Genomic DNA, 20908 nt, shown 5'->3' with positions numbered 1-20908 from the left:
CCTTTTTTATATTTATGGAAGTTTCCTTATATTGTGCTTCGATTGCCGTTGATTTTTTCAAAAATGACGATGCTCTATAGTTCTTAAGTACGCTTCAGATAGGGGAAAACCTGGATATTTTCTCCATTTTCAGTGCTTTCAGTACAGCTATACACTTTACCAGGTGAACTTGTCTACACAATAAACGCGAAAATAAAAATGATGAATTTTAAAAATGTTAAATCTACTTTTAACAAAGGAGTTACCGTTCCAAGTTTAATCTTTATTATAGGAACCTGTTTTCTTTCCGCACTCTATCCCATAAAGACAGAGAGTATTCTGAATGAAATTAAACAATTCATATTTGTCAATTTAAACTGGGTATATGTATGGTCGGTCACTCTGTTTGTCATATTTTTAGTGTATCTGCTCTTTAGTAAATATGCCAATATAAAACTCGGTGCCAACGATAGTAAGCCGGAGTATTCTTTTTCTCATGGATTTCAATGCTTTTTGCTGCAGGTATGGGAATCGGGTTGATCTATTTCAGTGTCGCTGAACCCATGCAACACTATTCTTCAGAAGTTTTCGCTGACAATCATTATGTAAGCAGAGCCAAACAGGCACAGCTATATACCTTTTTCCACTGGGGAATCCATGCATGGGCAATCTATGGGGTGGTAGGGCTTTCATTATCCTACTTTGCCTATCGCTACAGATTACCACTTTCGCTACGAAGCTGTTTTTATCCGCTTCTAAAAAATAAAATTAATGGAAAGTGGGGGAATGCCATTGATGTTTTTGCGCTTTGCTGTACCTTTTTCGGGATTACCACAACGCTGGGATTTGGAGTTGTACAGATCAGCTCAGGACTGAATGTCCTTCATATTACTCCTGAGAACAGCTTTATATATCAGGTAATTATTGTGGTTTGCCTCATCACTCTTTCCGTTATTTCTGCAATTTCCGGAGTGGGAAAAGGAGTGAAGTTACTGAGTAATATCAATATTGTAAGTGTTATTGCTCTTTTATTATTTGTACTGGCATTGGGACCAACGGTGTATCTGATCGGAAGTTTTACAGATGGATTGGGAAATTATATCAATAATTTTTTTAACCTTACCTTCAATACGCACGTCTATGAAAAAAATGCTCTCCCATGGTTCTATGACTGGACAATTCTGTATTGGGCGTGGTGGATTTCATGGTCTCCTTATGTAGGATTGTTTATTGCAAGAATATCCAAGGGAAGAACAATCAGAGAGTTTATCCTGGCTGTTTTGATATTGCCTACTTTGTTCAATTTTATCTGGATGTCAGTGTTCGGAAACAGTGCCATATGGTTCGATCTGAATATTGCTGGCGGGCAATTAAGTAAACTGGCAACAGATCCTGATGCCCTTATGTTCAGATTTCTGGAATATATGCCATTCTCATCTCTTACAGGCTTCTTTGTCATTCTCATCATTATTATCTTTTTTGTGACTTCAGCAGATTCAGGGATATTTGTAATGAACAGTATTGCCACGAAAAATTCCACAAAATCACCCAAATGGCAAATTGTATTCTGGGGAGTCTTACTGGCCGTTTTATCACTCCTGTTGCTTAATGTAGGCGGATTGAAGGCGCTCCAAAGTATGACCCTGATTACAGCATTGCCTTTTTCTATCATTGTGATCATGTTTATTGTCAGTTTGATGAAAGGTCTCAGCATCGATCAGAAATATTATGACAGAAACTTTTCGGAGTCTACAGTGCCATGGTCAGGTGAGTTCTGGAAGGAACGTTTAAAAAATATTGTTTCTTTTAAAGATAATTCTTCAGTTGACCATTTTATTCAGGTAAAAGCAAAAGAAGCCTTTACAGATTTACAGGCTGAGTTTGCTATGAATGGCATTGATGCTAAAATAAATCATTTTGAAAATCCGGTCAGGATTGAGATAGAAATTCATCAGGGAGTCGTTAATAACTTTGTATATGGAATCAGGAATCAGGTAAAGACAGTTTCTGATTATATCATTAATGAAGAGAATCTGCCCGATCTCGATGATAATAAAACCCATTACCCAAGGTCCTATTTTGGCGATGGCAGGGAAGGTTATGATGTACAGTATTTTACCAAAAATGAGCTTATTTCCGATGTCTTAAAACATTATGAAAGATTCCTGAAGATTATTTCCGAAGAAAGAAATGAGATGTTTGTCAGCAGTAATGCTAACAGGAATATGGAATAAAACACATTATATTTTCTTTATAATGAATTCTTTGCATAATCTGTGAAAGCCACTTTTATATCTAAACAATATTAGCTAGCTTTACTGGATATAATGATGCAACTAAAATTGAATTTTACAGAATTATGTTTCAAAATATTTGGCAGGGTAGATTGGATGGAGAAGAGCTCCTTTTCCACAGGCTATTTCAGAGAGTAAAAGAAGAACACAATTACGACAATATTTCAACGGATGATTTCGTTTTGCATGGCTTTGCCGTAGATGAAGGAGTCAGGAGAAACAAAGGCCGTCAGGGAGCTAAAGATGCCCCGGATGTGATCAGGAAAAATATGTCTAATTTTCCGGTGGTTCTTCCGGATTTTTCATTGCTTGATTTTGGAAATATTACTTGTGAAGATGGTAACTTGGAAAACTCTCAGAACAATCTTGCCAAAAATGTGTCAAAGTTACTTTTAAAGGGCGGGAAATCTCTTGTTCTGAGTGGAGGCCATGAGGTGACCTACGCACATTATCTGGGAGTAAAAACAGCCTTTCCGGAACAAAAAATCGGAATCATCAATATCGATGCTCATTTTGATAACAGACAACCCGAAAAAGGAGTAGGCCCGAGTTCAGGAACTGGATTCTGGCAGATTGCCCAGGAAGGCCCTATTAATTCTCTGCATATCGGTATTCAGAAAAACTCAAATACCCTAAAACTTTTTGACACAGCTCACCAATATGGAATGAAATATATCCTTGCTGATGAACTCTTTTTTGAAAACCTTCCCTCAATCTATCAGCGTATAGATGACCTGTTAAACAGTGTCGACTTTGTCTATCTTACCATTTGTATGGATGTTTTTAATGCATCTATCGCTCCGGGGGTTTCCGCTTCCGCATATAATGGTATCTTTGCAGATGCAACCTTTATGCATTTCTACAGACATATTTTAAAGAACAAAAAACTGGTTGCACTCGATGTGGCTGAGGTAAACCCGTCTTTTGATATTCAGGACAGGACGGCGAGACTGGCAGCATGTCTTGTGAATGAATGGTTAATGATGTAAGGTAAAATTATATTCTTCCGATAGAGAAAATCACTATTTTATGTATTCTTAAGGAACAGAATTTGCTGATTTTATCCGTGCTTTTAAAATGAAAGCGCTCATAAATTCATTAACTGAATTTAAAACAGAGATTATATTATGGAACAATCAATTGAAAGCAAGCTTATTAAAGCAGATAAAGCGTTTTCAGTATGGAGAAAAGTGCCGTTTGAGGAAAGGCAGAAGTTAATTGCAAAAGCAGCAGAAATTTTAAAAAATAATTCAGAAAAATTTGGCAGGATCATTACTACTGAAATGAATAAACCCATCTCAGAATCAATTGCTGAGGTGGAAAAATGTGCCTTGATGATGAATTATTACGCTGATGCGGAAAATATTTTAAAAGCCGAAAAAATTCAATCCGAATTTGCCTATTCTGAAGTTCATTACGTCCCGAAAGGAGTTATATTAGGAGTAATGCCCTGGAACTTTCCTTTCTGGCAGGTATTAAGATTCGCTACACCGGCAATTCTGGCAGGAAATACAGTCGTTTTAAAGCATGCTTCTATTTGTTTTGGAAGTGGAAATGCCATTGAAGAAGTTCTTTTGGAAGCCGGTTTCCCGGAAGGTATATTCCAGAATTTGGAAGTGGGGCATAAAGCGGTAAAAGAAATTCTTGAACACGATGCCGTGAAAGGAGTTAGTCTTACAGGAAGCGGAAAAGCAGGAGGAGAGGTAGCCTCTATAGCCGGATTAAATATCAAAAAATCTTTGCTTGAATTGGGGGAAGCGATGCTTTCATCATTTTCGAAGATGCTGATCTGGAGGCAGCAGCCCAAGCGGGTGCAAAATCAAGACTTCAAAACTGCGGACAAACCTGTACGGCAGCAAAAAGATTTATCATTGATGAAAAAGTTGAAGAAAAATTCTTACCTATTTTCATCGAAGAATATAAAAAATATGAAATAGGAGATCCTTTAAACAAAGAAACCAAATTGGCAGGAATGGCAAGACCGGACCTTGCTGATGAATTGGAAGCACAATTCAACAGGGCGCTGGAAAATGGTGCGGAAATCATTATTCCTTTGGAAAGAATTTCAGAAAATCAGTTTAAACCCGGTTTAATCAGGGTTCAGGAAGGAAACCCAATTTTAAAAGAAGAACTTTTCGGTCCTCTTGGAATGATAATGATTGCTAAAACGGATGAAGAAGCATTGCAAATGGCCAATGATATTCCTTTCGGACTTTCAAATGCAGTCTGGACCCAGGATAAAGCCCGTCAGTTATTCTTTATTGAAAACCTTGAATCAGGTACTGTAAATATTAACAGAATGACCAGTTCTGACCCGCGCTTTCCATTTGGTGGCTCTAAGGCTTCAGGCTATGGTACGGAGCTGTCTTTGCTGGCTTTAAAAGAGTTTGTGACGGCAAGAACCATTGTAGGTAATTAAAATCTTTGTAATGTCATTCCGAGGAACAGAGGAATCTCAGGTGTTTTTCGCTCCACTTCGCTCAGAAATCGAAGGTTCGACGGAGCCAATGACAGGTTATCCTTACTTACATACCACAACATAAAAAAACTCCCGGAAATTACTTTCCGGGAGTTTTTTTATGCTTTGACAAAAATTTGATTTTGCCTGTTGTCTATACTGTTGTCAATCTCAACGTATTGGTCTTACCACCTTCATATGAAGGAGTAGCATTGATATTGATCACGAAATCTCCTGTTTCAATATATCCGTAGTTATGCGTTAACATATTCACCTGGATGATCGTTTCATCAGTAGACTTTTTCATGTCATAATAATAAGCGTGTACTCCCCAAAGAAGGTTCAGCATCGTGATTACTCTTCTGTTGCCACTATACACAATAATGTGAGAGTTTGGTCTGTGAGCTGCAAGCTGGAAAGCGGTATATCCCGAATGGGTAAGCGTTACAATCGCAGAAACATTGGTTGTTTTAGCAATTCTAACCGCTGCAAGGCACACCCTGTTTGTGATGAATCTTTCATCGATACAGTTGTAATCTTTCTCAATCGGCTCATTTTTATGTTGGTAGAAGTGAGTTGTTTCGATGTTTTTTACAATTTTCGCCATGTTTTCCACAACCTGTACAGGATATCTTCCTACAGAAGTTTCTCCGGAAAGCATTACCGCATCAGCACCATCCAATACGGAGTTGGCCACGTCATTTACTTCCGCTCTTGTTGGCGTTAAGCTGTTGATCATCGTTTCCATCATCTGGGTAGCAATGATTACCGGTTTTGAATAGAATCTAGCTTTCTCCACAAGGTTTTTCTGGATAGCAGGAACTTCCTCCATCGGAACTTCTACTCCCAAGTCACCACGGGCAACCATTAATCCGTCACATTCTACTAAAATTTCTTCAATATTTTTAACTCCTTCAGGCTTTTCAATCTTGGCAATAATAGGCGTTTTGAATTTACCGTTCGGATGTTTAGCGATCAGTTCCTTCAGATCGATAATATCCTGCGCATGACGTACGAAAGAAAGAGCGATCCAGTCTACTTCCATGTCAAGCATGAAGTTTGCATCCTGAATGTCCTTTTCCGTTAATGCAGGAAGAGATACCTGAGTATTGGGAAGATTAACCCCTTTTTTAGAACTTAGAGGTCCCCCTTGGATTGTTTTAGCCTTTACCGTATCCTTTTCATTCGTTTCAGTAACTTCCAATACCAGCTTACCATCATCGATAAGGATTCTTTCCCCAACTTTTACGTCCTGAGGAAACTGTTGGTAGGTCATATACACTTTGGTAGAATCTCCTTCCATCTTTTCATTCGTGAAGGTAAGAATATCTCCGGGGTTTAGGTAAGAACCTTCCTTTACCACCCCCACTCTTAGCTTCGGACCCTGCAGGTCTCCCAGAATACCCACTGAATAACCATACTCGCTGTTTAGCTCTCTAATTATTTCAATATTTTTTCGAACTAAGTCGTAATCTGCATGTGAAAAATTTATTCTGAAAATATCAACACCCGCTTTCATTAAATCTAACATTACCTCCTTCGACGATGAAGCAGGCCCTAGTGTTGCGATAATTTTTGTCTTCTTTAAATACTTATTCATAATACTGGATAATTTGATAAAGTTCCTCTTCAGAACTCAGTGTATAATCTTGAATTGGAAACACAAGATTTTCAGGGAGCAAAATTACGGAAAAATCAGGAAACTGTTCCGAACTATGCAGAATATATTCCACATCTACCTGATTATTTAATAAAAATTTAATGTTTTCTTCTCCTGTAAAGAGCTCGGTCTGAACTTTTTTTTGCTTACTTTCAGAAGATTTGTTTGAAATAAAAGTGAAACAGGTCTTTGAAAACTTGTGGTAGGCCTCAAATCTTGGAAAAAAATAATCATAATAATCCCCATGGAAGACAAGGTCTTTCTTTCTTGAGAAACTGAGGTTGTTGATTTGATTGATTTTGAAAAAAAACTCATGAGCGGGTATATCTTTTGCTAATCTTACCAATCCTATGGCAATATCTTCAAATTCTATATCATCCAGATCATAAAGTTTTTGAATTTCCAAGTATATTCTCCTTTTTATTTAAAATATAAAATGCCCTTTGTGCTGCCTTTTCCTCTGCCTTCTTCTTGGATGTTTCTGTTGCATTGGCAATTTTTTCATCACCCAGCCATACATGGCACCTGAAAACGACCGATTTGTTGACCTGTATCTCTTCGCAGGTTTCGTACTTTATAGTAACCTTCTTCTTCTGGCTCCATTCCAGTAGGAGACCTTTATAGCTGACAATTTTATTTTCAAGCTTATTAATTTCAGAAGGCGTCAGCAATTTTTCCATAATGATCTTTCGGCAAGTATCATAGTGGAAGTCCAGGTAAACGGCACCAATTAAGGCTTCAAATAAGTTTCCGGAGATATTTTCACCCAAAGCTGAAGAACTGTTTTGCTTTTGCAAAAGGTTGGTAAGTTTGAGATCTTCTCCTAATTTATTAAGGTTTTTCCTATTAACAATCTTAGACTTCATTTGCGTGAGATATCCTTCATTAGCCTGAGGATAAGTCTGGAACAAATGACAAGAAATAATTGTACCCAAAACAGAATCTCCCAAAAATTCAAGTCTTTCGTAATTGCTGTCTTGATTTTTAGAAGAATTTTTTAAAGAAAAAGCTTCGCGGTAAAGAGCAATATTCTGAACCTCCGTACCCAGAACCTTGTTGAGTTCGGTACTGAGAAAATAATCTCTTTCCGTTAGCTGTCTTTTTCTTTTTTTGAGAAGGAATTTAGAAAAGTATTTCTGTAACTCCATTCAGTGAATTTAGATTTTCTTAAATAGAACACAAGCGTTATGCCCGCCAAATCCAAAAGTATTACTCATGGCTACTTTTACATCTTTCTTCACAGCATCGTTAAACGTAAAGTTCAGCCTGCTGTCAATCTTTTCATCATCAGTAAAATGGTTTATGGTAGGAGGAACAACACCATGAATAATTGTTCCCAACGCAGCGATAGCTTCAATGACACCGGCTGCTCCTAAAAGGTGACCTGTCATTGATTTTGTAGAATTAATCTGAATGTCATAAGCGTGCTCGCCTAATAATTTCGAAATTGCATTAGATTCTGCAATATCTCCTAATGGAGTAGACGTACCATGCATGTTGATATGGTCTACTTCATCAGCAGTTAAGCCTGCATCATCCAAACAGTTTTTCATTACCAGATAAGCGCCAAGGCCTTCAGGATGAGGAGCAGTCATATGATATGCATCTGCACTCATACCACCACCCAATAATTCTGCATAAATGGTAGCCCCACGTTTTACCGCGTGCTCGTATTCCTCAAGAATGATACATCCTGCTCCTTCACCCAGCACAAAGCCATCTCTGTCTTTGTCAAAAGGTCTGGAAGCCGTTTTTGGATCATCATTTCTTGTAGAAAGTGCCATCATTGCATTGAATCCACCGACACCACTTGCTGTAACGGCTGCTTCTGAGCCTCCACACACAATCACGTCTGCTTTTCCTAGCTGGATCAGCATCTTGGAATCAATAATAGCATTAGCTGAAGATGCACATGCAGATACCGTTGTATAATTCGGTCCATGGAAACCATACTCGATGGAGATCTGACCAGGAGTCATATCAGCAATCATTTTAGGTATGAAGAAAGGATTGAATCTAGGGATTTCCGTATTGGCCCATCCCAGAACTTCCGTTTCAAATGTTTCCAGACCTCCGATACCGGAGCCCCAAATTACACCCACTCTGTTTTTATCTACATTATCTTCAATAATGCCTGAATGTACTACTGCCTCTCTGGCAGCCACAAGTCCCAGTTGAGTATTTCGATCCATTTTTTTAGACTCTTTCTTATCGAAATGCTGTAACGGATCGAAGTTTTTTACTTCACAGGCGAACTTGGTTTTAAAGTTTGTGGCATCAAAAAGAGTAATCGGAGCGGCACCGCTCTCACCTTTCACAAGATTTTCCCAGTATTCTTTTGCATTATTTCCAATCGGTGTTATTGCTCCAAACCCGGTTACAACTACTCTTTTTAATTCCATAAACTTTTTTTAATTTCTTTTTTGTTGAAGAATATTATTTATTTACTACTTCCTCGATGTAAGCGATAGCGTGTCCTACAGTAGTAATTTTTTTCAGCTTGATCATCAGGGATTTGAATGTTAAATTCTTTTTCAAATTCCATGATTAACTCAACTGTATCTAGTGAGTCAGCTCCTAAATCGTTAGTGAAGCTAGCTTCAGGAGTTACTTCTGTTTCTTCAACGTCAAGCTTATCAGCGATGATAGCTTTTACTCTTGATGCAATGTCTGACATAGTAAATTATTTTTTTAATTGTTAGATGGTGCAAATATATAAAATTCTTTACGATAAAACATTTTTTTAGTCTTTTTTGTGGACAGGAAGCTTTCATTTCGAATCCGGATAGTTTAGTGTTTTAGTTTTCAGTTGTTTATATTTTGTTGGATCAGAGAGGCTTAATTTTTATTTTGTGATAAACTTGATTATTTTATGAGTAAATAGTTTAAAAACAGGCGGGTTTTATCTTTTTCAGGACGAAAATGAATCTGGGATCTATGCTTTTTACCTATATTTGTGTGTTATGAAATTAATTCGTTAGCTTTTTTGAATAAACAGATCATATTTTGAAAGAACAGTTTTGAACTGTTCCTTTATTTCTATTGTTATATTTAAAAGCTAAAAAATGAAAAATTTCTTTGAAAGTCCTTTTAAAGGCAAAATCATAAAAGACCATATCCAGAATCCCAATATTATAGCCGGTAAATATTCCTATTATTCAGGATATTATCATCGGCATTCTTTTGACGACTGTGCCCGTTATCTTCTTCCTGACAGAAATGATGTAGATAAGCTGATTATCGGATCTTATTGTTCTATAGGAACCGGAGCCAGTTTCATCATGTGCGGAAATCAGGGGCATCGTCATGACTGGATTTCCAGTTTTCCGTTTTTTTATATGTCTGAAGTAGATTGCTTCCAAAGTAGTAAAGATGCTTTTCAGCCTGCAGGAGATACTATTATTGGAAATGATGTCTGGATCGGAGGTGAAGCAATGATTATGCCCGGAATCAAAATAGGAGACGGTGCGGTAATAGGAAGCCGTGCATTAGTGACTAAAGATGTGGAGCCCTATACAATTGTTGGTGGAAATCCTGCCAGACCTATTAAAAAAGATTTACCGATCATCATATCCAACTCCTTCTTGAAATGAAGTGGTGGGAGTGGAGTGAAGATATTCTTCAGGAAGCCATTCCTATACTTTGTTCAGCGGACATTGATACCCTGTATAAATTTTATAAAAAAATAAAATAATTGAAAAGTCCCAATTTAGGGGCTCTTTTCTTTTTAAAAGTTGAAGATTTCAGGGATGGAATAGATGAGGGTTATGGAATGAGCTTTTTAACAAAGTGAAATTGAACTTTTCAACAAATTAGTTGTGGTTGTTATTGACAGAAATTTGTATCAAACAAAAATCAATAAGACAATGAAAAAAGTTTGGTTTATCACAGGAAGCTCAAAAGGCTTAGGAAAAAGCCTTGTAGAAGCAGTATTATTAAAAGGAGATGATGTTGTGGCAACCGCAAGAAATCCTCAGCAATTAAATGATTTAGCAGAACAGTATCCCAAACAGCTGCTGACGATAGAACTGGATGTTCAGAATAAAGAACAGATTTATTTTGCAGTAGATAAAGCTGTGAAACATTTTGGTAAAATAGATGTCCTGGTAAACAATGCAGGATTCGGAATTACAGGGGCAGCAGAAGCTTTTACTTACGAACAGGTCAGAAATCAACTGGAGGTGAATCTATATGCACCTATTGAAATAACGAGAGCTGTTTTGCCTCATATGAGAAAAGAACGGTCAGGGCATATTCTGCAAATCAGTTCAATTGGAGGTCGGGTAGGAAATGCAGGACTTTCTATGTATCAGGCTGCTAAATTTGGCCTTGTAGGTTTTTCGGAATCTTTAAGCAAAGAAATTGCTCCTTTGGGGATCAGACTAACCTGTATTCAGCCCGGCGGTTTCCGTACCGAGTGGGCGGGATCTTCGATGAGTTTCGCAAAAGATATTGAAGGATATGAAACCACTGTTGGAGGAGTGAAAGAACATTTGACTTCAGGAAAGTTTCTTCCTATGGGTGATCCGGCAAAAGCCGCAAAAGTAATGATTGATATCGTGGAAAATGAAAATCCACCATTACATCTGGTTTTGGGAAGTGAAGCTGCTGCAATTTTAAAAGCAACGGATGAAAGAAGAAAAGAGGAATTTGAAAAATGGCTAGATGTAACGGTTTCAACCGATCATGACGATGCTGTAAATATCTTTGAGACGGAATACGGAAAACAATATTTAGCGCATAAAGGAATTTCGTTAGAATAATAACCCAGCCTTTATTTTTTTGAAAACTCATTTTATACCTTTGTCATATCATGAAATCTAAAAAAGAAGATGTTGGCAATATTGTATACTCCTGCTACACTGAGCTGAGCCGGCAGGGTGAGCATTTTGTGTCTGATCATGTCTTGAGCTACCAGATTTCCGGTGATTTAATTTTAAATGACGGCTTGCACAATTATTCGGCAAAAGACGGCTCAGTTCGTTTTCTGAGAAGAAATCAGCTGTTGAAATTTATAAAGCAACCTCCGCCGGATGGAGACTTTAAATCTTTATCCATTTATTTAAATCAGCAAATTCTCAGAGATTTCAGCCTTGAATATCATATGATTGCAGAAAAAAGAGAATACAACAAGCCCGTATGTTTTTTACATGAGAGCCCTGAAATTCGGAATTACATGAATTCACTTTTATTGTACCATGATCTGGGCAAACTTTCCGATCAAAGATTGGTAGATTTAAAAATAAAGGAAGCACTATTCCTGTTATTGGAGGAAATACCGGAGGTGAAAAATATTTTATTTGATTTTACGGAACCGGGTAAGATAGATATCGAAGCTTTTATGAATAAGAATTTTCATTTTAACGTCCACCTGGATCGCTTTGCTTATCTTACAGGAAGAAGTTTGGCAACTTTTAAACGTGATTTTGAAAAGATTTTCGGAACTACCCCCGGAAAATGGTTGATTCAAAAAAGATTGCAGGAGGCTTATTATTTAATTGCAGAAGAAAGAAAAACAGCTTCTGAAATCTATTTGGATCTGGGGTTTGAAGATCTTTCCCATTTTTCATTTGCTTTTAAAAAACAATTCGGCTTATCACCAAGTATGGTCTCCTAAGAATCACCTGTTGTGTTCCGCTGACCTTTCGCACTGTTTTTGCTTTATTTAATAGTATAATCACTTAAATACTATTATTATGAATAATGTAATCGGACTTGTCGCAGGCAGTTTACGAAAAGAATCCTTTTCCAAAAAAATTGCCAGAGCCCTGGTTTCTATGGCACCTCCGGGATTTGAATTTACTATAGTCTCAATCGAAGATTTGCCCATTTATAACCAGGATTTTGATGATCATAACAATGTGCCTGAATCGTATGTGAAATTCAGACAGGTTATTAAAAGCCTCAATGGAGTCATTTTCATTACTCCTGAGCACAACCGATCTGTACCGGCTGCATTGAAAAATGCTATCGACGTCGCTTCAAGGCCTGCAGGTAAAAACGCCTGGGATGGAAAACCTGGGGCCGTATTTAGCAGTTCACCAGGAAATTTGTCTGCCTTCGGTGCCAATCATCACCTGAGACAAAGTCTCGTTTTCCTTAATATTCCTGCGATGCAGCAGCCGGAAGTGTACCTTCCTCATATAGATAAAGTATGGGACGAAAATGGAAGCTTGAAAGACGAGGATACCATAGATTTTCTTCAAAAGGCTGTAGATGCCTACATTGAATGGTTTAAAAAGAATAGTTGATTATTATAAAAATAAAAAACCACTGAGAAAAATCAGTGGTTTTTGTATTTTCTGTGGAGTTGGAGGGATTCGAACCCTCGTCCAAACAAGCAATACATAAGCTTTCTACATGCTTATTCTACTATTAATTTTCGACGGGAAGCAGAGAGCAGACACCCAACTTCCAGCTTATCTTCTAAAGTTTTCGTGTTATAGCCGAAGCTTCTACAACCTTATTTCCGCATTCCTATATCCCAGGATCAAACGCCGCAGAACAGAGCATTTGTGGAATATCTTGCTTCCCTACTGAAATCTTCGGGAAAACGCTTGAATCTACTATACTTCGATATTAAGCTGCAAGAGCGAACTCTTCGTTGCCAGTTAAAATTTTGTAGCAAGGGATTATAGAGATCGCGCTACGGTTCTCTGCATGCTTACTTACCCATTAGTCTTGCTGTCGAAACCAGTCAACCCCATGAATAAAGTGAATGCAAAGATAATGCTTTTTGTTTACATTTCATTAATGTAGATGGTTTTAATAGAAATTAGGAAACAAAATGAGTAACCTGAAGTTATTAAGAATTGAATATCCAGTCATTGTGGATAAAATATTATTGCTTGGTAATGGGCTTTAATACGGACTTTTTTAACAGTCATAGGGTGGAGTATTGATTGTTTATTACAATATATTTTGTGTTCTCATAAAAATTGTCTAGTTTTGCAATCCAAAATGAGATGTAAAATATGTTAATAATTCCAGTAAAAGATGGTGAATCCATCGACAGAGCTTTAAAAAAATACAAAAGAAAATTTGATAAAACAGGTACAGTTCGTCAATTAAGATCTAGACAAGCGTTTATCAAGCCTTCTGTAACTTTGAGACAAGCTAGGCTAAAAGCAGCTTATAAGCAAAGAGCACTTAGTAAAGAAGAGCAGGCTTAAGAATTTTCTTAAATCACATATTAATTCACTTCTTAAATTCTTATATTTGAGGAGTGAATTTTTATTTTTATACCTATAGGCGATGTTGGATAAATTTTTAGAATATTTACAATTCGAAAAGAGGTATTCTCCCCATACCATTACAAGTTACAAAAAAGATCTTGGTGACTTCTCCTGTTTTTATCTCAAAACAGAATCATCAGAAGATATTTCCAAAGCCGATAAAAAAGTAATCCGAAACTTTATTGTAGATCTCAGTGAAAATAATATTTCCAAGAGAAGTATCAACAGAAAACTATCTTCGCTCCGAAGTTTTTTTCTTTCCCTTCTTAAAATAGGTGAAATTAAAATTTCTCCCGTAGAAGGTATCTCATCCCTGAAGTTTTATGCTGAAAAACAGATTCCTATGTCTAAAGAAGAAATGAACGATCTTCATGACAGGGTTTTTGAGCAGACCCACGACATCCTGGAAAAATGTATTGTAGAAGTATTATATCAGACCGGAATGAGGAAAGCAGAGCTTTGTGGCCTGATATTTGAAAATATTGATTTAAATGAGAATGAATTAAAAGTCATTGGAAAAGGAAATAAAGAAAGGGTAATTCCTGTTTCCAAAGAACTGTCTGAGCTTCTCAGGAGTTATCTTGAAATCAGAAAACCGCAGACAGAATATATCTCATATTTTTTTGTAAATAAGAAAGGGAAAAAACTCAATGAAAAATTTGTTTATGTGGTAGTTAATAAGTACCTTAGTCTTATAACAACAAAGGAAAAAAGAAGTCCTCACATCCTTCGCCATAGCTTTGCTACTCACGTGTTGGATAATGGGGCGGAGATCTCCAAAGTAAAAAAAATATTAGGGCATTCCAGTCTTGCCAGTACTCAAGTCTATACGAATGCCAATATTGAACAATTGAAAAAAGTGTTTAATCAGGCTCACCCTCGAGCAACAAAAAAAGAAGAATTATGAAGATTTCAGTACAATCAATTGGTTTAACTCCACACGAACCACTAGAATCACACATCGAAAAAAAAGTAAGCAAACTAGACACCTTCTACGACAAAATCCAGGATTGCAAAATCTTTTTGAAAGTAGAAAATAATTCGGATAAAGCGAATAAAACAGCCGAGATTATTCTGGCGGTTCCGGGAGACGATATCGTAGTAAAAAAGACATCTACAAGTTTTGAAGAAAGTTTGGACCTTTGCGTTGATACTGCTAAAAAGCTACTAATCAAGAAAAAAGAAATGGCTTAAAGAAAAAAGTTAAAAAAAGTTTATAAAAAATTTGAGAATTCAAAAAATCCGTTCTATATTTGCACTCGCAAAAAAGGAACAGCGATCTTTTGAATTCTTTTTAATTTGCCTCCATAGCTCAGTTGGCCAGAGCACGTGATTTGTAATCTCGGGGTCGTGGGTTCGAATCCCTCTGGAGGCTCATTAATATAAAATATCTGGGGAGATTCCAGAGTGGCTAAATGGGACTGACTGTAACTCAGTTGCTTCGGCTTCGTAGGTTCGAATCCTGCTCTCCCCACATTTTATATTAGAAAAAAACTTGCAGAATTAAATTAATTTTCTTAGTTTTGCACAGCGTTTACCAATGGTTTTGGAAACAAAATTGCGGAAGTAGCTCAGTTGGTAGAGCGTCAGCCTTCCAAGCTGAATGTCGCGGGTTCGACCCCCGTCTTCCGCTCAAAAAAATCACTGTAATTTGTGATTTTTTTTAACACTGAAATGTAATGAGTAGAGTTTCTCAATCACTTTCAGTCATATATATTAAATGCCTCCATAGCTCAGTTGGCCAGAGCACGTGATTTGTAATCTCGGGGTCGTGGGTTCGAATCCCTCTGGAGGCTCTATTTAATATAAAATATCTGGGGAGATTCCAGAGTGGCTAAATGGGACTGACTGTAACTCAGTTGCTTCGGCTTCGTAGGTTCGAATCCTGCTCTCCCCACATTTTATATTAGAAAAAAACTTGCAGAATTAAATTAATTTTTTTAGTTTTGCACAGCGTTTACCAATAGTTTTGGAAACAAAATTGCGGAAGTAGCTCAGTTGGTAGAGCGTCAGCCTTCCAAGCTGAATGTCGCGGGTTCGACCCCCGTCTTCCGCTCAAAAAAACACGCTTTCAGTGTGATTTTTTTAGTTGATGCCGACTTAGCTCAGCGGTAGAGTGCTTCCTTGGTAAGGAAGAGGTCACGGGTTCAAGTCCCGTAGTTGGCTCTCGATTTTCCCGAATTTATTTCGGGATTTTTTTTGCCCAAAACTCAAGCATCACAAAAGAAAAACAGAATCAAATAGAAGAGTTGGAAGCAGACAAAAAATTGAATCTCATTAAGAATAAAATATCTTATCCTCAAACTCATACTGAAGTTTGACAAAACATAAAAACAGAATACTATTCTTTATTGATGAAGACTAAGAGCGAACAGACCAGCGGATGACTTTTTATGGAGGTACCCGTGCGTTGAAGACTTCATGACGTTGATCCAACTTTTCATCATCGAAATGTATAATGAAACACTGAACAATTGGTATGGCATTTTAAAATCCATAAAAGTAAACAGTATACTTCCATTTTTTGAAACTGATCCTCTATTATTAAATACTTTGAAGTTTAATTTTTATCTTTAGAATCGGAATCATAAAAATTTCTTTAAATTCGTGTAAAATAAATTTTTGATGAATATTCTTTTATTGGAAGATGATCTCATTCTTTCGGCAGAACTTTGCAGATTTTTAGAATCCCATAATTTTACCTGTGATAAAATCTATGACGGGGAAACTTTTCTTCGCCAGATTAAAAATAACACCTATAATCTGTATCTGCTGGATATCAATGTACCAAAGGTAAACGGGCTTGATGTCTGCCAGACCATCCGTTCTTTTGATAAAAGTACTCCTATCATCATTATTTCGGCTTATGGCGATATTTCAGATAAAAAGACGCCTTCACCAGGCTTGCAGACGATTATCTTGTAAAGCCTTTCCAATTTGAGGAACTGTTGCTGAGAATCAACTCTCTGCTCAGAAGGAAATCTACTTCAGATAGTTCAGACCAGGATATCCTCAGGATTGATGATCTGATTATTAATAAGACAGAGCAGAAAGTCTATCGTGGAGGTAATGAAATAACACTTACATTGAAGGAATTCCAGCTGCTGGTATACCTTGCGGAAGCTCAGGGAAGAACAGTTTCCAAGCAGCAGATTACAGAACATGTATGGGAACATAATTTTAATACGAATACCAATACCGTTGAAGTCTATATTAATTTTCTACGAAAAAAAATAGATAAAGATTTTAAAATAAAACTCATCCACACCCGTTCAGGGTTCGGATATTACCTAAGTCCATTATAAATGTCTTTAAAAAGAAAGATAGCGTTAACGATCAGTATTGCCTTTTCACTGCTTTTTGGAATGGTGATGGCGGTTATTTATTTATCTTTTAACGATTTCAGAAGAGACGAATTTAAAGAAAGATTCAGGCAGAGACTGGAGTTTACGACTCACTTTATTTCGAAATCCAAAGACTTTGAAGAAGAAGCCCCGGTTTTTTTCAACGAAAATTCCGACAATATTCTTTTGAACGAGACTATTTTAATTTTCAATCAAAAAAAGGAATTAATTTACAGTACGATCAAAGACAGAAATGTCACCTGGGATACAACGATGCTTAAGGAACTGGATCGAAAGAAAATTATTTATACAGAAAAGACCGTTCCTGAGATTTATGCGGCTTTAAGAAATATCAACGGTGAAAATTATTACATTCTTACCAGTGCTTTTGACACCAACGGTAAATCCAAACTGGGATATCTTAAATATCTTTTGGTGACCGCCTATGTGATGAGTACCCTTCTTATTGGCTTTTTCAGCTATTATTTTGTGGAGAAATTCCTTCACCCTCTTGAAGACCTCAATAAGGAAATTTCTGAAGTTACTGCCCATCAACTGACAAAGCAGATTCCCGTTCAGCAGTCCAATGATGAAATCAGTGTTCTTGCCAAGTCGTTCAATACGATGATCGCAAGGCTGAACGATGTCTTCCAGTCACAAAAAGATTTTACAGCAAGTGCCTCCCATGAAATCAGGACACCCATTACTAGAATGGCTTTCCAGCTTGAGAATCTGATAAAATTTGAAGAACATTCCCCGGAAACCCTTTCTTCCCTGCAACAAATTCAGCGTGATGTGTATCAGTTGTCTGATTTGACAAACTCGTTGTTGCTGCTTACCAAATTTGATAAAGAAAATATCCAGACTATTTATGAAGAAGTAAGAATTGATGAAGTGATCTTTGAAGCTTTTGAAGCTGTAGAGAAAAGTTATCCGGATCTGAAAATGGATTTTTTAATTACTGAAGAAACCTCAGAAAATGCATTTCTGACCATTGATGGAATACAGTCGTTACTGGTTATTGTCTTTATTAATCTTTTTAAAAACGCAGCCATATATTCAGATAGTGCGGAAGTAAAAGTGTTAATCACGGAGACTAACGATAATCTCGATGTAGAAGTGATTTCTCATGGAGAAACTATTTCGAAAGAAGATCAGTCGAAGCTGTTTGAAGCCTTTATGAGAGGGAATAACACCCAGAATATAGCAGGTTCCGGTCTTGGGCTCAGGATTGTTAAGCGAATCTTAGAATATCATGGTGCAGACATTATATATTCTTCTCCAGCTGAGCAGGTCAATACGTTTACAATTGTCTTTAAAAAAACAATCCATTAATATTGTTTTTATGAAATCATATGGTTTTTTTGTTAAACTTACGATTGGATTTACATTAAAATTCAAACAATAGAGAAAAATATCAATTCTTTATGAAATTCAGGATACTAATTAGAATGCCCTATTTAAGGACATTTTAATTTTTTTTTAAGGCTCATTTAAGTTTCTTTTAATCACATGAAAGCAATTTTGTAATTTAAAAAGAAAAATAATGAACAGAATTGCAATGCTGTGCCTGGCCATTTCCTCATTCTCGGCGGCACAACAGCAAATGTCTCTTTTGGAGTGCGAAGAAGCTTTCCAGAAGAACAACCTTCAGTTGCTTGCTGCCCGATATAATATCAGCGAAGCAGAAGCAGACATCATTCAGGCAAAAATATGGGATCAGCCTAACTTGTCTGTGGAGCTCAATGCTATAGATCCTGAAAATAATAAAGTCTTTCATATCGGCAGTACAGGAGCTAAAGAATTTGGTGTTGATCAGCTTTTTGTATTAGGTGGAAAAAGAAAAAATGAAGTTGCTTTTGCAAAATCCAATAAAGAAATAGCAGAATTACAATTCAAAGGACTTGTAATAGATTTAAGATCACAGTTGAGAAATACTTTCTACAGTATTATTTTTGACGAAAAGAAAGAACAGAACGTAGATCTTCAGCTTAAATACATTACCAATCTCCTCAACGCCTACGAAAACCAGAATAAAAAAGGAAATGTTTCTCTGAAGGATGTGGTAAGACTTCAGTCACTTGTCATAGGACTACAAAATGATAAGACTGAAATTACCAATAATATCATCCAGCAAAAACAGACTCTGAAGCTGCTTACCGGAAGCCAGACGGATATCGAACCGGTGATTTCTGAGGAAGAGCTGGATCAGCTGTTCAACAGGCAACCTTTAATCAATCTGCAGGAATTACAACAAAAGGCGTTGGAAAATAACACCAATTACCTGACCTTCATTAAAATAACAGAAAGCAGCCAGCTTAATCTGAAATGGCAACAATCTCTTAATATCCCTGACCTGACGGTGGGAGCCCGCTATACACAAAGAGGAGCCGCTTTTGATAATCAGGTGGCCGTTTCTTTTGGAATCCCTCTTCCTTTGTGGAAAAAAATAAAGGAAATGAGATGAAAGCTGCCTACCAGATAGAAGAAAGTAAAAAAGATGAGGAAAGACAAAAAGAAGAACTTCTGTCGCAGGTGAATACCTCTTATAAAATCTGGGATAATCAGTATAAGCAGTATTATACTTTGCAACCCCATGATTTTAAAAATATGGATCTGGTATTCGACGGAATCGTGACCAACTTCCAGAGAGGAAATGTAAGTCTCATTGATTTTACAGACTTTATGGAAAGCTATAAGCAGAGCGTCTTGCATATTTATGATATGAAAAAACAGATTATGCTTTCTGCAGAACAACTTAATCAACTAGTACAAACGAAAATCTTCTATTAAAATAATGAAAAAATATATTATCCCGGTATTGGTAGGCCTTTCGCTAATAGCCTGTTCTAAAAAAGAGGAAGAAAAAGCAAGCCAGTCTAAAAAAGGCTTCGAATTGAGTAACACCATGTTGAATTCTATTTCCCTGGCTAAGGTTGAGGCAAAGAATATCGAAAATGAATACAGTTTTTATGGGAAGATTTCAGCCGATAAAAACAGTTATATTGATGTTTATCCCCTCGTAGGTGGTAATGTAATGAGCGTCAATGTGGAGTTGGGGGATTATGTGAAAAAAGGTCAGGTCCTGGCAACCATCCGAAGTACAGAACTTGCAGAAATCCAAAAAGATGTAAGCGATGCCAAAACAGATTTGGTGGTAGCTAAGAATAATTTACGTGTTTCCAAGGAATTGTATGAAGGAAAACTGAATACCGAAAGAGATGTTCTGGAAGCAAAAAGTCAGTTGCAGAAAGCAGAGGACCAGTTACAGAGAGCTACAGCCGTAAGTACAGTCTACAATGTGAAGACCGGAAACATCTATAGTGTGGTGGCACCAATCAGTGGATATATCGTTCAGAAGAATATCAATAAAGACATGCAGCTGAGAAGCGACCGGAGCGAGAATATCTTTGATGTTGCCAATACTACCAACGTATGGGCTATTATGAACGTTAACGAATCAGATATTGATAAAATAAATCTGGGCATGAGAGCTCAGGTTTCCACTCTTTCCTATCCGGATAAAGTTTTTGACGGAAAAATTGACAAAATATTCAAAATTATCGATCCGCAAACCAATGCCATGCAGGCAAGAGTAGTTCTTGATAATGCCAACGGATTATTAATTCCGGACAGTAAAGCGACAATAAAGGTTTTCAATTCTGAAAATAATACAATGCTGACCGTTCCTTCAAAGGCCGTCATTTTTGATGATAACAAAAGTTTTGTCGTTATTTTCAAATCAAGAACAGATGTGAAAATAAGAGAAGTAAAAGTGTTGAAGCAGGTGGGAGACATTACTTATATAACCGATGGTCTTAAAGAAGGTGAAGAAGTCATTACCAATAATCAACTGCTGATATACCGTTCTCTGAATAGCTAGTAGTGATTTAAAACAATTCTTTCAACGACTTTTTTAGGTCATCAATGTATCTGTC

The 20908-nt window shown here is 36.9% G+C and carries 13 protein-coding genes, 7 tRNA genes, 1 other RNA gene and 6 pseudogenes; 21 read left to right on the top strand and 6 right to left on the bottom strand.

All coding sequences use genetic code 11. The annotated features are described in order from the left end of the window. The first annotated feature begins 198 nt into the window (after positions 1-198). The 3 genes and pseudogenes from H3Z85_04910 to H3Z85_04900 all read left to right on the top strand — a co-directional run bounded on the left by H3Z85_04910 (position 199) and on the right by H3Z85_04900 (position 4692). A pseudogene (locus tag H3Z85_04910) lies at positions 199-2213 on the top strand (BCCT family transporter). A 125-nt stretch (positions 2214-2338) separates the two neighbouring features. Beyond that, on the top strand, positions 2339-3262 hold the full coding sequence (gene hutG, locus H3Z85_04905; protein QPQ52763.1) for a formimidoylglutamase: 924 nt from the start codon (positions 2339-2341) through the stop codon (positions 3260-3262). 138 nt (positions 3263-3400) lie between these two features. After that, positions 3401-4692 (top strand): annotated as a pseudogene (locus tag H3Z85_04900) (aldehyde dehydrogenase family protein). Between the two features lie 193 nt (positions 4693-4885). Here H3Z85_04900 and pyk read toward each other — a convergent pair. The 5 genes and pseudogenes from pyk to H3Z85_04875 all read right to left on the bottom strand — a co-directional run bounded on the left by pyk (position 4886) and on the right by H3Z85_04875 (position 9068). Further along, the gene (gene pyk, locus H3Z85_04895; GenBank protein ID QPQ52762.1) at positions 4886-6331 is read right to left on the bottom strand and encodes a pyruvate kinase; all 1446 of its coding nucleotides are present in this window, start codon (positions 6329-6331) and stop codon (positions 4886-4888) included. Next, a complete protein-coding gene (locus H3Z85_04890) occupies positions 6324-6797 on the bottom strand; it encodes an IPExxxVDY family protein (protein QPQ52761.1) in 474 nt (157 codons plus the stop codon). Before H3Z85_04890 ends, pyk begins: the two co-directional genes overlap by 8 nt. Then, entirely contained in the window at positions 6775-7539 is a 765-nt protein-coding gene (rnc, locus tag H3Z85_04885) for a ribonuclease III (GenBank protein ID QPQ52760.1), read from the bottom strand. Before rnc ends, H3Z85_04890 begins: the two co-directional genes overlap by 23 nt. A 9-nt stretch (positions 7540-7548) precedes the next feature. Continuing rightward, entirely contained in the window at positions 7549-8793 is a 1245-nt protein-coding gene (gene fabF / locus H3Z85_04880) for a beta-ketoacyl-ACP synthase II (GenBank protein QPQ52759.1), read from the bottom strand. Positions 8794-8827: 34 nt separating this feature from the next. Continuing rightward, positions 8828-9068, bottom strand: a pseudogene (locus H3Z85_04875) (acyl carrier protein). 388 nt (positions 9069-9456) lie between these two features. Between H3Z85_04875 and catB the strand changes: the two are divergent. The 4 genes and pseudogenes from catB (at position 9457) to H3Z85_04855 (ending at position 12642) form a co-directional block, all read left to right on the top strand. Continuing rightward, a pseudogene (gene catB, locus H3Z85_04870) lies at positions 9457-10085 on the top strand (type B chloramphenicol O-acetyltransferase). Positions 10086-10257: 172 nt separating this feature from the next. Further along, positions 10258-11154, top strand: a complete 897-nt coding sequence (locus H3Z85_04865; protein ID QPQ52758.1) for an SDR family NAD(P)-dependent oxidoreductase — start codon at positions 10258-10260, stop codon at positions 11152-11154. Between the two features lie 50 nt (positions 11155-11204). Continuing rightward, the gene (locus H3Z85_04860) at positions 11205-12008 is read left to right on the top strand and encodes a helix-turn-helix transcriptional regulator (GenBank protein ID QPQ52757.1); all 804 of its coding nucleotides are present in this window, start codon (positions 11205-11207) and stop codon (positions 12006-12008) included. A gap of 79 nt (positions 12009-12087) precedes the next feature. Beyond that, positions 12088-12642 (top strand): NAD(P)H-dependent oxidoreductase, encoded by a 555-nt coding sequence (locus H3Z85_04855; protein ID QPQ52756.1) that lies wholly within the window; start codon positions 12088-12090, stop codon positions 12640-12642. 51 nt (positions 12643-12693) lie between these two features. Here H3Z85_04855 and ssrA read toward each other — a convergent pair. Then, positions 12694-13096: a transfer-messenger RNA gene (gene ssrA, locus H3Z85_04850) on the bottom strand. A gap of 269 nt (positions 13097-13365) precedes the next feature. On the opposite strand from ssrA, the gene H3Z85_04845 reads away from it, so the two are divergent. From H3Z85_04845 to H3Z85_04780, 14 genes and pseudogenes are all read left to right on the top strand, one after another. After that, complete coding sequence (locus H3Z85_04845; GenBank protein ID QPQ52755.1) at positions 13366-13563, top strand: 30S ribosomal protein S21; 198 nt, start codon at positions 13366-13368, stop codon at positions 13561-13563. A gap of 82 nt (positions 13564-13645) precedes the next feature. Beyond that, entirely contained in the window at positions 13646-14533 is an 888-nt protein-coding gene (locus H3Z85_04840) for a tyrosine-type recombinase/integrase (GenBank protein QPQ52754.1), read from the top strand. After that, positions 14530-14820 (top strand): ribosome-associated translation inhibitor RaiA, encoded by a 291-nt coding sequence (locus tag H3Z85_04835; GenBank protein ID QPQ52753.1) that lies wholly within the window; start codon positions 14530-14532, stop codon positions 14818-14820. Before H3Z85_04840 ends, H3Z85_04835 begins: the two co-directional genes overlap by 4 nt. A 107-nt stretch (positions 14821-14927) precedes the next feature. Then, a tRNA-Thr gene (locus tag H3Z85_04830) sits at positions 14928-15001 on the top strand. Positions 15002-15019: 18 nt separating this feature from the next. Beyond that, positions 15020-15100, top strand: a tRNA-Tyr gene (locus tag H3Z85_04825). Between the two features lie 86 nt (positions 15101-15186). Beyond that, a tRNA-Gly gene (locus H3Z85_04820) sits at positions 15187-15259 on the top strand. An 89-nt stretch (positions 15260-15348) separates the two neighbouring features. Further along, a tRNA-Thr gene (locus tag H3Z85_04815) sits at positions 15349-15422 on the top strand. A gap of 20 nt (positions 15423-15442) precedes the next feature. Further along, a tRNA-Tyr gene (locus H3Z85_04810) sits at positions 15443-15523 on the top strand. An 86-nt stretch (positions 15524-15609) separates the two neighbouring features. After that, positions 15610-15682 (top strand) — tRNA-Gly (locus tag H3Z85_04805). Positions 15683-15720: 38 nt separating this feature from the next. Further along, positions 15721-15792 (top strand) — tRNA-Thr (locus H3Z85_04800). A gap of 459 nt (positions 15793-16251) precedes the next feature. Beyond that, a pseudogene (locus H3Z85_04795) lies at positions 16252-16931 on the top strand (response regulator transcription factor). Beyond that, positions 16932-18305, top strand: a complete 1374-nt coding sequence (locus tag H3Z85_04790; GenBank protein ID QPQ52752.1) for a HAMP domain-containing protein — start codon at positions 16932-16934, stop codon at positions 18303-18305. Positions 18306-18516: 211 nt separating this feature from the next. After that, positions 18517-19763: pseudogene (locus tag H3Z85_04785) on the top strand (TolC family protein). A 4-nt stretch (positions 19764-19767) separates the two neighbouring features. Next, entirely contained in the window at positions 19768-20853 is a 1086-nt protein-coding gene (locus H3Z85_04780; GenBank protein ID QPQ52751.1) for an efflux RND transporter periplasmic adaptor subunit, read from the top strand. The last annotated feature ends 55 nt before the right edge of the window (positions 20854-20908 follow it).

The sequence above is a fragment of the Chryseobacterium indologenes genome, assembly GCA_016025055.1.
Taxonomy (GTDB): domain Bacteria; phylum Bacteroidota; class Bacteroidia; order Flavobacteriales; family Weeksellaceae; genus Chryseobacterium; species Chryseobacterium indologenes.
This window is presented reverse-complemented; position numbering and strand designations above follow the sequence as displayed.

Excerpts from the sequence above, each read along its gene's own strand:
- H3Z85_04860 (QPQ52757.1), top strand. The coding sequence starts at position 11,205 with ATGAAATCTAAAAAAGAAGATGTTGGCAATATTGTATACTCCTGCTAC.
- H3Z85_04865 (QPQ52758.1), top strand. The coding sequence starts at position 10,258 with ATGAAAAAAGTTTGGTTTATCACAGGAAGCTCAAAAGGCTTAGGAAAA.
- pyk (QPQ52762.1), bottom strand. The coding sequence starts at position 6,331 with ATGAATAAGTATTTAAAGAAGACAAAAATTATCGCAACACTAGGGCCT.
- fabF (QPQ52759.1), bottom strand. The coding sequence starts at position 8,793 with ATGGAATTAAAAAGAGTAGTTGTAACCGGGTTTGGAGCAATAACACCG.
- H3Z85_04845 (QPQ52755.1), top strand. The coding sequence starts at position 13,366 with ATGTTAATAATTCCAGTAAAAGATGGTGAATCCATCGACAGAGCTTTA.
- H3Z85_04855 (QPQ52756.1), top strand. The coding sequence starts at position 12,088 with ATGAATAATGTAATCGGACTTGTCGCAGGCAGTTTACGAAAAGAATCC.
- H3Z85_04790 (QPQ52752.1), top strand. The coding sequence starts at position 16,932 with ATGTCTTTAAAAAGAAAGATAGCGTTAACGATCAGTATTGCCTTTTCA.
- hutG (QPQ52763.1), top strand. The coding sequence starts at position 2,339 with ATGTTTCAAAATATTTGGCAGGGTAGATTGGATGGAGAAGAGCTCCTT.
- H3Z85_04780 (QPQ52751.1), top strand. The coding sequence starts at position 19,768 with ATGAAAAAATATATTATCCCGGTATTGGTAGGCCTTTCGCTAATAGCC.
- H3Z85_04840 (QPQ52754.1), top strand. The coding sequence starts at position 13,646 with ATGTTGGATAAATTTTTAGAATATTTACAATTCGAAAAGAGGTATTCT.
- H3Z85_04835 (QPQ52753.1), top strand. The coding sequence starts at position 14,530 with ATGAAGATTTCAGTACAATCAATTGGTTTAACTCCACACGAACCACTA.
- rnc (QPQ52760.1), bottom strand. The coding sequence starts at position 7,539 with ATGGAGTTACAGAAATACTTTTCTAAATTCCTTCTCAAAAAAAGAAAA.